The following is a 12,236-nucleotide window of genomic DNA, read 5'->3' as shown; positions in this document are numbered from 1 at the left end:
TTTCCGTGTGCTCCACATTTGCTGGCCGCGCGTCAGTTTCGCATCCCTTGTCGGTGTTCGCATCTCGGGCGTTCAGCGTGCGGTGACGGTGGCAGAGGTTCGGCCCGCGCGGTGATTGAAGGTATTTGGAGAGTTTGGACGGGTCGTCGAAGCCGAGAGGTTCGGCGGATTCGGCGACCGAGTCCGGTGCGCGGGGCAGCAACCGCTTGGCTTCCAAGATGATTCGCTGGCCGATGAGTTATTTGGCGCTTAGGTCCGTGTTCTGGCTGGGCAGGCGGTTGAGGGGTGGCTGGAGTAGCCGAGGCGGCCCGCGTAGTCCTTGTGCACGATCTGCGCGTCGATTTCGTCGCGGAGCAAGAGGTATGCCTCGCGGGTCGTCCGGGGTCCTCGGCAAGCAGTGATAGCAGCGGGGCGTGGAGGACTTCGAATGCAACCGGTTCCGCGGCAATATCACCATTCCGGTTGGAGTCTTCCTCGACCTGGCGCGCACTCCGACTCCCTGGACCGACCGGTTTGTGCTTGCGGTATCGCCGGGCTGCCGGGGCGCATACGATCCAGTCTGATTCGCCAGCGGACCGTTAGTTCGGGAGTGCAGAGCATGTCGGACAAGACCAGCAGCGTGCTCGGTCCAGTCCGCCATGCGACCGCGCTGCGGCTGACGCGCATCGGGACGCTGGTCGTGGGGAGCTTGGTTTTTCTGTATGCCTGCGAGGTCAGCCGGAAGAGTGACCTGTCCGACGTCTGGTTGCACGTCGCCTTCGCCGGTGGACTCGCAGTCACGGGGCTCACGACCGCCTGGTTCGAGATAAAGGCAGCTGACCACGCCGCGACCCGCGCCCGCACCGACATCCGCGGCTTCCGCATCGAATCCGACAGCATCTCGGTGCGGGCCCGCATCACTCGCTCCGGCGATCTCGTCTTCCACGGCCACGACACCGGCGGCACCTATCCGGCCTACGAATGGGACTGGGCATTCCGCGCCACCACCTTCCCCGCCATCCGCTTCGCCCTCGGCGGCGGCAAAGGCGACCTGCTCGACCTCCTCGAACGCACGGTCCCCGACCTGGACCGCAAAGAGCGCTACGACCCCGGCGCCTGGCTACACCACCACGGCATACCCGCCGCCTTCCGCGAACGCGGCGACACCTCCCACCGCATCACCCGCGAGCTGCCGGTGGTCGAGCCCGAAGGTCCCCACCGCGAATCCACTGGGGCACAAAAGCTATCGAGCAAGCGCCACAATCCGATAGACCCGCCCCACCCCAGCCGCTCGAGCCGCCGCGAACCACCCGGCCAAGACACTCCAGCCCCCACCCGCAGCCGGGCCTCGGACTCCCCCGACCCTCGGAAATCACCGAACCGCTACGACGAACCAACCCGACGCCGAGACCAACCGTCGAACACGCGCCGAAGAGCGAGCGATCGGCTGGAGGCGGAGTCGGACGCTTACGCGGATAGAACACCGGCTGATCGCCGGGCCGTACCACCACAGGATCGCTGGGACGCACCATCCGGTGACCGCTGGGACGCACCACCGAGCGACCATTGGGACGCACCACCGAGCGACCATCGGGACACACCACCGAGCGACCATCGCGGCACAGCACCGAGCAATCACTGGGACACACCACCAAACGACGAGCAGGACGACGCACTGAGCGACAGCTGGAACGCAGTACCAAGCAATCAGTGGGACAGTCCACCAGCACGCTCCACCCGACCATCGGAAGCAACCCGTTACGAGCCCGATAGCCGGATCGGTCCGCCTGCCGCCAGCCGTGGCGCATCGCCGATCCGACGCCGCGATCAACCACCGTTCGAACCAAGCGCACCAACAAACGCCCGCCGCGCGGGCCGCGTGGATTCCCCTCGATCCGAGCCTTCAGGTGAGGGCTCGGACGAACCGTCCGCAAGCCGAGGCACACCGCCTGACCGACGTCGCGCCGAGTCGCCCCGCGACGAACTCGGCGCACCGACGCGCAGCCGCCGCGAAACCCCTGCGGACCCACGGCGTTCGGAGCCGTCGAGTGATCGCTGGAACGAACCACCGGTCAACCGCCATAGGGAGCAAGTGGACTATCGCCAGCCCACCGGTCGGCCCGGGGACGAAAGTTCCGGCGCACACCGGCACGTGCTTTCCGGCGCGCATCCCAGCGAATCGCCTCGCAGGCCGCGCGAACCGCAGGGACGGCGGGACAAGTCGCCTGACCGACGTCACCGCAGGTCATAGGCGCACAGTCGACCCCCACGGCACCGAACCCGGGACGAGCTGCGCCCGGCGCCGAATACCGGCTGCTGCTGCGCGACCAACTGGCCATCCTCGGCCCGGAGCATCCCGAAACCCTCAGTACCCGACACTGTCCAGCCGTATCCATACTGTGCCGGGAACCCCGCGGATCTACGGCAGCCCGAGCCATCGCCGGAACGAACACACCCGGCAGCACGGCAATCCCGTGCACACCAGCACATGCTATCCGGCGCGCACCCAGCGAAACGCCTCGCAGGCCGCGCGAACCACAGGGGTGGCGGGACGAGTCGCCTGACCGACATCACCGCAGGTCACAGGCGCACAGTCGACCCCCACGGCTCCGAATCCGGGACGAGCTAGACATATCCATACTGTGCCGGGAACCCCGCGGATCTACGGCAGCCCGAGCCATCGCCGGAACGAACACACCCGCCGGCACGCCCGATCCCGCGCCGACGAACCGCATTGGCCGAGCAGGCGACGTGGTGAACCCGGCACGGTTCGACATCACCCAGGTCATCGCCCGCGCGGAAGTTGACGCACTGGATAGCGGATCTCATCGGCGACAGCCCCACCGCAGGACTCATCGGTGTTCAGGCAACCGATCGTGCAAGCCATGCGGGTCTGTAGGTCATCGGCCGAACACATTGCAGAGTGTGTCCAGGCCATGGCAGCCTCCGGAATCTTGTACTCGTCGATGACGGGTCCGTCACAATCGCGGCCCCACCCGAAGGCTTGACATTCCACATTGGAGGGTGCATGCTCAATTCACCTTCCAATGTGGAATATGGACCTAGTCGTTAGGAACTGGACATGGAAATCTCGCCTGGTACTCGGGCCTCCGATGCGGAGCGCGAGAAGGTTGTGCGGCTGCTCGGACGGCACATGGCGGACGGTCGGATCGACCTTGCCGAATACGATCAACGCGTCGCCCGCGTCTATGAGACCGGCGTTCGCGACGATCTGCAGCTGGTCCTGTCGGATCTGCCGAAGTTGCCGAAAGAGTCTGCTGTACAGAAGAATTCGATCAATCGCTTCCCGATCTGGCAGCAGATCGAAGGCACCTCATGGCTCGGAGTGAGCGTGCTGGTGCTCACCATCTGGGCCGCGATCTCGATCAGCGTCGGCGAATTCACCTACCCGTGGCCGATCTGGGTCATCGGCCCATGGGGCGCCGTACTCGCCTTCCGCATGTTGGCCGGTTTCGAATCGGGCCGATTCGGACGCCACACCAACTGACACCCGAAATGGTCAGCGATTGCCCCTGTCGCTACCCCCTCCTCGCCCCCCGCACCTTCACTCCCCACCCGGACCCCGATCCACCATCCGCTGACGCAGACAAACACCGAGAGCCCCTCTCCGCCAAAGCATTCTCGACGCCGAGGCACAGGGCTGCAGAGTTGGCCAGTTGATCACCATGCGCTAGTGGCGGCAAATGTCGAGAGTGGCCGCCACCAGTGCATTCTCGGCTGACGTGTCGGTGGGGTGGGGGAGGATGTGGGGCATGGGGGATGTTTTGGATGGGCCGTTTCGGGGGTCTTGGGCGGTTGCGGCTGGGGTGGTTTCGCGGTGGGAGTTGCGGCGCGGGTTTGTTCGGCTGCTTCCGGATGTTTATGTGCGGCGTGGGTGTGGGGTGGGGGCTGTCGAGAGGGCCGTGGCAGCCGGGCATTGGGGGAAGGGTACCGGTGTTCTGGTTGGGCGGTCGGCGGCGGCGCTGCATGGGACGCGGTGGTTGGACGGGGAACGGCCTGCGGAGATCGCGCGCGTCGGTTGCTCCAGGGGACCGCGTGGAATTGTGCTTCGGCAGGACGTTATTCCGGCGTCGGAATGCTGTGAGAGAGCGGCTTTCGAGTGACTACGCCCGCTCGAACGGCCTTCGATCTGGGGCGGCGATTGTCACGGGAGAATGCGGTGGTCGTCCTCGATGCTCTGTGCGCCGCAACCGGATTGTGCACAGAAGAAGTCATCGAGCTGAGCGATTTGCATCCGGGAGCACGAGGCATCGCGAGATTGCGCGAGGTGCTGCCACTGGTAGAAGGTAGCGCCGAATCCCCGCAGGAAAGCCGCACGAGACTGCTGCTGATCGACAACGGTCTCCCCCGTCCGGAGACCCAGATCGTCGTCCGAGATCACTACGGAGCCTTCGTCGCCCGCGTGGATATCGGTTGGGAGCAATGGAAAGTCGCCGTCGAGTACGACGGCGCCCAACACTGGACAGATCCAGCACAGCGATCCAAAGACATCGACCGCCACGCCGAACTGACCGCCCTCGGCTGGCTGGTAATCCGAGTCAGCGCCGACCAACTCCGCACCCGCCCCCACATCATCCTCGACCGAGTCCGAACCGCCCTCCGCACCCAAGGCGCACATCTGATCGCTTGACCACCATGCACGAGTAGCGGCAACCACCGAGATACCCACTCCCCAGTACATTCTCGCCGCAAGCAAATACGGGTGAGCGACATGTCGAGTGCGAGCACTGGGCAGTTGGGATCGGTGGTGCGGTAGGTAGTTGTGGTGCGGTCGCGGAATCGGACCCGTGATCACCAGGTGCTGATGGCGGCAAACATCGAGACGCCCTGCCACCAATACATTCTCGCCGCCAGCAAATGCGGGTGGAGCCGACATATCCAGTGCTGCGGGCAGTTGGGTGCGGTGGGCAGTTGTGGTGCGGTCGCGAAACTGGACCCGTGATCACCAGGTGCTGACGGCGGCAAACATCGAGACGCCCTGCCACCAATACATTCTCGCCGCCAGCAGATGCTGGTGGAGCCGACATATCCAGAGCTGCGGGCAGTTGGGTGCGGTGGGCAGTTGTGGTGCGGTCGCGAAACTGGACCCGTGATCACCAGGTGCTGACGGCGGCAAACATCGAGACGCCCTGCCACCAATACATTCTCGGCGGCAGCGAATGCGGGGGACATGTCGAGCGAGTAGGGGGCGGCGTGGGGCCGTGCATTGCGGAGATACCAAGTGGGCCCTGACCGAGTTCTTCCCACTCCAAGCGCCGATCAGCGCACGGAGCCCCCGGCCGCACATGGGATTCGGAGTTGCGCAGGTTTGGGAGGTAGGTGGTGGAGGTGGACCGATGTTCACCATGTATTGGTGGCGGGAAAGTCGAGAGCGCCACTCCATCACTACATTCTCGACGCCAGCGGGGGTGGGGGTTTGCGGGTTTGGGTTTGGTGGTATTGCGGAATGGTGAGGGCTTCAAGGGTTTTGGTCTCGCTTGTGGGTGTGGTGGTGGCCGGTTTCGCGGTTTCTGTTCTGTCTGCGCGTTCTGCTGTTGCGGTGCCGCAAGTTGTTGGTGAGATGCCGCTGGACGGGTCGGTTTCGCAGGTGGACGTTTACTCACCCGCGATGGATCGGGTGGTGAGCAATAGGGTGATTCGGGCCGCGGGGGGTCCTGCGCCGACGCTGTATCTGCTCACCGGAATCGGTGGTGGCACCGATGGCATCTCGTGGTGGGACGATACGGATGTCCGGCAGTTCTTCGCCGATAAACACGTCAATGTGGTGATGCCGATCGGTGGCGCGTACAGCTTGTACACCGACTGGCTCAGCGACGATCCGGCGGTCGGCCGGAACCGGTGGCAAACGTATCTCTCCCGCGAACTTCCGGCCGTGCTCGATACTCGGCTCGGCAGCACCGGACGCAATGCGATCGCGGGTGTGTCGATGAGCGCGGGGTCGGCGGTGGACCTGGCGATTCAGGCGCGCGATGTGTACAGCGCGGTCGCGGCCTACAGCGGATGTCCGTGGACATCGGATGCGCTCGGGGTCGCGATGGTCAGCGCGCAGGTGATCCGCGGCGGCGCCAATCCGGTGAATATGTGGGGCGAGCTGGGCCAAGGGATCTGGCGGATGCATGATGCGTTCGCCAATGCGGGTGCGTTGGCGGGTAAGACGATCTACCTCTCCGCCGCCACCGGAGCCCCCGGCGCGATCGATGAAGGCGGACTCGGCTTCCCGCCGGTCGAGGCCATCGCCAGCTCGTGCACCGATGCATTCGCGGACCGGCTCAGCGAGCTCGGCCTTCCCGCTATCCACGTCAACCGCCCCGAAGGCTCCCACACCTGGGGCCAGTTCGAAACCGACCTCCACGATTCCTGGCCCCACCTGGCCCGGGCCCTCGGCGCATAACCAGGCCTGGCCCGTCGCGGGCGTTGTGACCGGTGAAATGGGCGGTCGTGGTGCCCTGCGGGTCGACATCACCGACGAGCACGTCCTCGTCCCTGGCGGCAGCGGCGTGCGCGAGCCCGTTCACGAGCGCGGTTTTGCCTGGTCCGCCCGGCCAGCCAGCGTGTGCGCGCGGACTGCTTGGGGTGCTGATCCATGCCGATAATCTCCAGCCTGCCCGCGCACCGCTCCTCGCGGACGTGCGGGACAGCGCGGCCGGTGCTCTCGCGCATACCTGTGCTTCGCCGAACAACATTGCGCCGAGAATCTCGGGGCTGCTCCAGCGCGCATTCACGTACCGCGCACATTCCGCCCGGGGAATCGGCGCGCGGCGCGCGAAAAGGTGCGGCATGCGGCGCGAAGTTGTCGCGGGTCCAGGGCGTGACACTACGGTGGGGTGACATGGATACCGTTGCCGTGCCGAAGTGGGTTGGCGTAGCGCCCGCGCGGGTGGGTGGGGCGGGGCGGGGTGTTCTCGGCGCGGTGGCGTTTCTTGTGGTGGTGCAGTTGGCGGTTCGGGGGTGGGTGGCGGGGAGTGGGTTTTTCTATTGGGATGATCTGATTCTGGTGGGGCGGGCGGGGAGTTATTCGCTGTGGTCCGCGGATTTGCTGCTGTACAACCACGATGGGCATTTCATGCCGTTGGCGTTCGCTACGGCCTGGGTGGTGACTGCGGTTGCGCCGCTGACGTGGGCTGGGCCGGTGGTATCGCTGGTGCTGTTGCAACTGGCGGCGTCGGTGGCGGTGGTGCGGATGCTGGTCGTGCTCATGGGGGTGCGGTGGGCGATTCTGGTGCCGCTGGGGTTCTATCTGTTCTGTCCCCTGACGCTTCCGGCGTACGCGTGGTGGGCTGCCGCGCTCAACGCGCTGCCGCTGCAATTCGCGCTCGCGTGGGTGATCGGTGATGCGGTGCGGCTGGTCGAGACGGGTCGACGGCGGTATGCGGTATCAGGAGTCGTGGTGCTGGGGGTGGCGCTGCTGTTTTTCGAGAAGTCGGTGATCGTGCCGTTCGCGGCGTTCGCTGTCGCGGTGCTCGTTCGGCACGTCGATGGTCTCGGATCCGCGCTGCGGGTCGTGGCGCGGCGTGCAGCGGCGCTGTGGGGCGGATCCGGTGTGGTGATCGCTTGTTGGCTGGCCGGATATCTGACTGTGGTGGATGTTTCGGCGGTGCACACAAGTCCGGCGGAATTGCGCGACTTATTGCCCAGCGCAACGTCATTGGGGATTGTGCCGACGCTGTTCGGCGGTCCGTGGAGTTGGGAGCGCTGGTTACCGTCTACGCCATGGGCGGATCCGCCGAGTTGGGCGGTCGTGGCGGCATGGGTCGCATTGTGTGCGCTGGTGCTGCTGTCGCTGCGGTCGCGGCTTCGGGTGGGGCCGGTGTGGCTGATTGCGACGGTATACGTGTTCGTCGCCCAACTGCCGGTCGCATTGGCCCGCAGCGGACCGAACACCGCCGCCGAACTGATGCAGTCCCTACGCTACTTCGCCGATATCGCGGTGGTGTTGAGCGCAGCAGGTGCACTGATACTGCGTGCGCGACCACGCAACCATGCACCGGACTTGCTTCCGGATACGCACGGCCGCATGGCTGAATTGCCCTCCGGTTCGGGCGATCTCACTCGTGCGCCCGGCCCCGGCCGACATGGCAACGCTCGCGGATCCGTTGCAGTGCTTGCGAGGCTGGGAAGCCGTGTCGCTGTATGGGTTCTCGGACCGCATGGTCGCATCCCGGTACTGCTCCCCCGTTCGCGGACAATGGCTGTGTTGGGGTTGGTGTTTTTGGCTAGCAGCCTTTGGTCTACTGCTTCGTTTGTGGAGTCTTGGCGGGTTAATCCGACGCGGACTTATGTGACGAATGCGAAGGGCGCGTTGGCGGGGAGTGATGGCGTGCCGTTGCTGGAGCAGGAGGTGCCGTGGGATGTGTTGAATCCGACGGCTTATCCGCAGAATTTGGTCAGCCGGGTGCTTGCGCCGCTGGCGAAGCCGACTACCTTTGCTGATTCGACTTCGCGGCTGCGGATGATTACCGATAGCGGGGAGATCGTCGAGGCGGCGGTTTGGTGGAATCGCAGTATTCTGCCTGGGCCCGAGGAGGGCTGTGGGTATCGGATACGGGGGCCGCAGCCGAGCGATGTTCCGCTCGACGGACCGATGCTCGAACACGAATGGACTGTGCAGCTCAACTATCTGGTCAACGAAGACGGACGGATTACCGTCTCGTTCGAACACGGCGAGCCTGTGGGCGCGCCGGTTCGCAAGGGGTTGAATACCGTCTACGTTCGCGTGGTCGGTAGTGGGTCCATGCTCCGAATCAGTCCTCGCACACCGGGACTCGACCTCTGCGTCGCGGTTGGGCCCGTAGGAGTTGCCTCCTACGACAACTGACCTCCGGGCCCATGTCCTATGGCCTGCTGGTTCGTCGTACTTGCCGTAGTTCCTCCAGCGCCACGCCGCTCCGTAGGCGTCGCCTCATCAGGTCGCTGCTCGCGCCGTACCGCGGCTGACCCGAGTTCAGTCGGCCTCCCCCGAGGACCTGCGCGAGACCGTGAACAACGGGTGGTCGGGCCGACCGCCGAACGCGACTCCGGCGCCGAACCGCTCCTTCAGACCCAGCGCGATCAGGCTGAGGTAGGTGATCACGTCGCCCGCGAGCTCATGACCGCGCCGGTCGAAGGTGTCGACGACGACCTCGGACGTGCTGTCGACAAGCCGCACGACCACGGTCGCTCCGTCGAAGTCCGCAGGCGGCGCCGGGACCTCGAAAGTGGCGACGTCCGCCCTGTCGGGGAGGGCGAACCGCCACGTGGCGCGCCACCACCCGTCGACAAGGGCCGGGTCGGGGACGTCGATCGGCTGAATGACCAAGTCCCCGTACCCGACTCGTCGGTGTTCATTCATCGTCCCACCTCAGCCGGTCTTGAACTCGCCGCCGCGCACGCCCGCAGTGAACGCATCCCACTCGCGGGGCCGGTCGGGTTCTGTTCATCGGTCATCTTCTGGATCACCGAATCCCACGTGTAGCCCGCATTGTTGATGATGACATCCAGTCCGCCGAATGCGTCAACGACGGTCTGGACGAAACGTTCGGCGAAATCGGCGTCGGTGACGCTGCTGATACACGAAACCGCCTGTCCGCCCACGGCTTCGATGGCCGCGACGGTGTCCTTGGCCGGTTCCCATGAGTGCCAGTACCTTTCGCCAGTGCCGGAATATCGGATTATCAGTGTGATCCGCCGCACCGGAATTGCACCCGAAGAACTACAGAATGGCGAAGGCGACAACCAGGCCGAGCGCGAAATGCGCCGCGGCAACCACCAGAACCTCGGTGGTGTAGACATCGGATGCCAGCGCCGCGCCGATATCGATGCCGAGTGCCCGTTCGATGACCCGTACCGAAATCACCTGCGCGATGATGCCGACCAACCCGTAGACGCTCGCCGCGATGAGCCCCTCGGACAGTTTGCCCGCCGAGGCGTAGGTCGCCAACACCACGATCAAGGCCATGCTGACCATGCCCGCGGCCGTGACGATGATGGCATTGGGTTTACCCGCGGCGACCAGCGCGCGCAGCTTGCCGGGGGTGGTCAGATCGATGGCGTAGAAGCCGACGAGCATGAGGGCCAAGCCGACGATGGCGTAGAGGACGATGGCTCCAACGCCGGTGCCGAGCGAGTTCCAGTAATCCGTCTCGAGGGCAACTGCGGTCATCGTGATCCTTCCGAGGTGAGGTCGCGTAGTTACTGCGTAATGCGGTGCGGGACAAAGGCCGAGCCGTCGTCGGTGATCAATCCGGCGGTTTCGCGAATCCCGAGTCCGGCCGCGTTGTCGCCGACGATCCAGGCACCGAGGACCGGGCGCATATCGTCGAATTCCGGTAGCGGGTCGAGCAATTGGTAGACGAAACCCTCTTCGCCGTAGACCCCGCCGGTGGCCGTCTCCAGGCCCGCGCCGACGATGGTCATATTCGCGCCCTCGCGCCCGAGCTTCGGTTTGCGAATGTATTCGGTGAGCTCATTGGGCTGATCGAGATAGGCGGGCAATAGATTCGGGTGCCCGGGATACATTTCCCACAGGATCGCGAGGATCGCCTTATTGCTCAGCAGGGTCTTCCACAGCGGCTCGACCCACATGGTCTGCGGCAGGCTCGCGACCACGCGCTTTCCGAAATCGTCGTCGAGCACCCACTCCCACGGATAGAGCTTGAAGATCGCATCGATCGAACCCTCGGCCAGATCGACGAAACGCTCCAGCTCGCTGTCGAATCCGACGTCCTCGATCGGTAGCGCGATGGTGTCGAACCCGGCCTCGGCGGCGGTCTCCTGCATATACGCGGTGGTGACATTGTCCTCGCCGGTGGCATCCGCGCCGGACCAGGTGAAATGCAATTGCGCCGAGGGCAGGATGTCGCGCAGCTCGGTCCAGCGCTCGACCAGCTTCTCGTGTAGGGAATTCCATTGATCGCCGTCGGGATAGAGCGCGGTGAGCCAGTGCCACTGCACAATTGCCGCTTCCAGCAGTGAGGTCGGCGTATCGGCGTTGTACTCCAACAGTTTCGCCGGACGGCGCGCGTCGTAGCGCAGATCGAAGCGCCCATAGACGTACGGGTCATTGCGCTTCCAGGATTCCGCAATCGGCCCCCAACTCCATTCGGGCAGACCGAAATCCTTGTACCGCTCGGTGAGCACCACATGCTCGACAGCATTCAGGCACATCGAATGCAGCAGTTCGACATCGGCCTCCAACGCGAGGATCTCCGACATCTCGAACTCGTAATGCACCGATTCATCCCAGTACGGCCGGGGCAGACCGCTCGCATCACGGCCGGGCGAGCCGTAGACCAGCCCCTGGCCCTCGATGATCTGCTGCCAGCCGGGCCGCGGCGTAGCGCGCACGCGTCGCATTACGAACCCCCGCTGCTCTTGCTGCTGGTGCCGAGACCGCCGCGGGTGACGGTGCTGCCGCTCTTGGTCGAGATCTGAGCTCCCTTGGGCTGCACCGTGGTTCCGCCGGTCGGCGATTTGCCTACTGTGTTGTTGCCGCCGTAGTAGTAGCGGTACTGGTGTCCGTTGTATATGAAGATCCCGTTGCTGCCGGTGTACGCGCCGGTCGTACCGGACCCGACGGCGGTCGAGGCGACCTCGCAGTCGTCGTCGGGTGCGACGACCTCCTGACCGTTCTGATCGATCACGGTGCAATACGCGGTCACCTGATCGGGTTTGGTGAGCGCCCGATAAGCGAGATAACCACCGCCGACCAGACCCGCGACACCGACGATGGCGACACCGCCGATGAGTACGCGCTTGCGAGTGCGCTTCTTGTGCTCGGCGGCGGCGGTAGCGGCCTGCTGCGCCTCCTCCGCGCGCTTACGTGCCTTGTCACGCGCCCGCGCCTCGGCCACCGTCGGCGGACGCGGCTGAGTGACGCCGGCCTCTTGGCGCTGGATACTGCCCCTTTGCGGCGGGGTACCGAACCGCTGCGGCCCGGTGCCAGGCGGAACCGGGCCGGTGCCCGGCGCACCATGACCAGCATCCGACGAACCAGATCCGCCACCTGGCGCGCCACGCCCCTCGCCAGGCGAACCCAACCTATCGCCCGACGAACCAGATCCGCCGCCCGGCAAGCCAGATCCGGGATCCGCCGAACCAGTCTCACTGCCTGGTATGCCAGGCCCGTCCGCCGAACCAGATCCGCCGCTAGCCGAACCAGCCCCGACACTCGGCGAACCAGATCCACTGCCAGGCGAAAGCGGTTGCGGCGGTGTGGCTTCAGAGCCTGCGTCGCCGCCGGATGCGGGCGTAGACGACCC

General features: G+C 65.2%; 9 protein-coding genes and 2 pseudogenes. 5 read left to right on the top strand and 6 right to left on the bottom strand.

Annotated elements, in window-relative coordinates; translation table 11 throughout:
- Nucleotides 1-598: 598 nt before the first annotated feature.
- The 4 genes and pseudogenes from ACQPXH_RS10245 (at nucleotide 599) to ACQPXH_RS10230 (ending at nucleotide 6,391) form a co-directional block, all read left to right on the top strand.
- The gene (locus ACQPXH_RS10245) at nucleotides 599-2,230 is read left to right on the top strand and encodes a hypothetical protein (protein ID WP_433602074.1); all 1,632 of its coding nucleotides are present in this window, start codon (nucleotides 599-601) and stop codon (nucleotides 2,228-2,230) included.
- 831 nt (nucleotides 2,231-3,061) lie between these two features.
- Complete coding sequence (locus ACQPXH_RS10240) at nucleotides 3,062-3,487, top strand: DUF1707 SHOCT-like domain-containing protein (RefSeq protein ID WP_433602073.1); 426 nt, start codon at nucleotides 3,062-3,064, stop codon at nucleotides 3,485-3,487.
- Nucleotides 3,488-3,752: 265 nt separating this feature from the next.
- Nucleotides 3,753-4,630 (top strand): annotated as a pseudogene (locus ACQPXH_RS10235) (endonuclease domain-containing protein).
- Between the two features lie 816 nt (nucleotides 4,631-5,446).
- Nucleotides 5,447-6,391, top strand: coding sequence for an alpha/beta hydrolase (locus ACQPXH_RS10230; protein WP_433602072.1), 945 nt, complete (start codon nucleotides 5,447-5,449; stop codon nucleotides 6,389-6,391).
- Here the strand turns inward: ACQPXH_RS10230 and ACQPXH_RS10225 are convergent.
- Nucleotides 6,300-6,683 (bottom strand): hypothetical protein, encoded by a 384-nt coding sequence (locus ACQPXH_RS10225; protein WP_433603401.1) that lies wholly within the window; start codon nucleotides 6,681-6,683, stop codon nucleotides 6,300-6,302. The two genes, ACQPXH_RS10230 and ACQPXH_RS10225, sit on opposite strands and share 92 nt — an antisense overlap.
- Before the next feature lie 146 nt (nucleotides 6,684-6,829).
- On the opposite strand from ACQPXH_RS10225, the gene ACQPXH_RS10220 reads away from it, so the two are divergent.
- Nucleotides 6,830-8,815: a hypothetical protein gene (locus ACQPXH_RS10220; RefSeq protein ID WP_433602071.1), complete on the top strand. Its 1,986-nt coding sequence runs from the start codon at nucleotides 6,830-6,832 to the stop codon at nucleotides 8,813-8,815.
- A 126-nt stretch (nucleotides 8,816-8,941) separates the two neighbouring features.
- Here ACQPXH_RS10220 and ACQPXH_RS10215 read toward each other — a convergent pair whose 3' ends face one another.
- The 5 genes and pseudogenes from ACQPXH_RS10215 to ACQPXH_RS10195 form a co-directional block, all read right to left on the bottom strand.
- Nucleotides 8,942-9,328: a hypothetical protein gene (locus ACQPXH_RS10215; protein ID WP_433602070.1), complete on the bottom strand. Its 387-nt coding sequence runs from the start codon at nucleotides 9,326-9,328 to the stop codon at nucleotides 8,942-8,944.
- Between the two features lie 80 nt (nucleotides 9,329-9,408).
- Nucleotides 9,409-9,606, bottom strand: a pseudogene (locus ACQPXH_RS10210) (SDR family NAD(P)-dependent oxidoreductase); the annotation flags it as partial.
- Nucleotides 9,607-9,688: 82 nt separating this feature from the next.
- Entirely contained in the window at nucleotides 9,689-10,138 is a 450-nt protein-coding gene (locus tag ACQPXH_RS10205; RefSeq protein ID WP_433602069.1) for a DUF350 domain-containing protein, read from the bottom strand.
- Between the two features lie 29 nt (nucleotides 10,139-10,167).
- The gene (locus tag ACQPXH_RS10200) at nucleotides 10,168-11,331 is read right to left on the bottom strand and encodes a glutathionylspermidine synthase family protein (RefSeq protein WP_063042864.1); all 1,164 of its coding nucleotides are present in this window, start codon (nucleotides 11,329-11,331) and stop codon (nucleotides 10,168-10,170) included.
- On the bottom strand, nucleotides 11,331-12,014 hold the full coding sequence (locus ACQPXH_RS10195; protein WP_433602068.1) for a hypothetical protein: 684 nt from the start codon (nucleotides 12,012-12,014) through the stop codon (nucleotides 11,331-11,333). The genes ACQPXH_RS10200 and ACQPXH_RS10195 overlap by 1 nt, the downstream gene beginning before the upstream one ends.
- Nucleotides 12,015-12,236 lie beyond the last annotated feature (222 nt).

Origin of the sequence: Nocardia sp. CA-135953, assembly GCF_050955735.1 — a bacterium.
Classification (GTDB): Bacteria; Actinomycetota; Actinomycetes; order Mycobacteriales; family Mycobacteriaceae; genus Nocardia.
The sequence above is the reverse complement of the archived record's forward strand: the minus strand, read 5'-3'. Positions and strand labels throughout refer to the sequence as shown.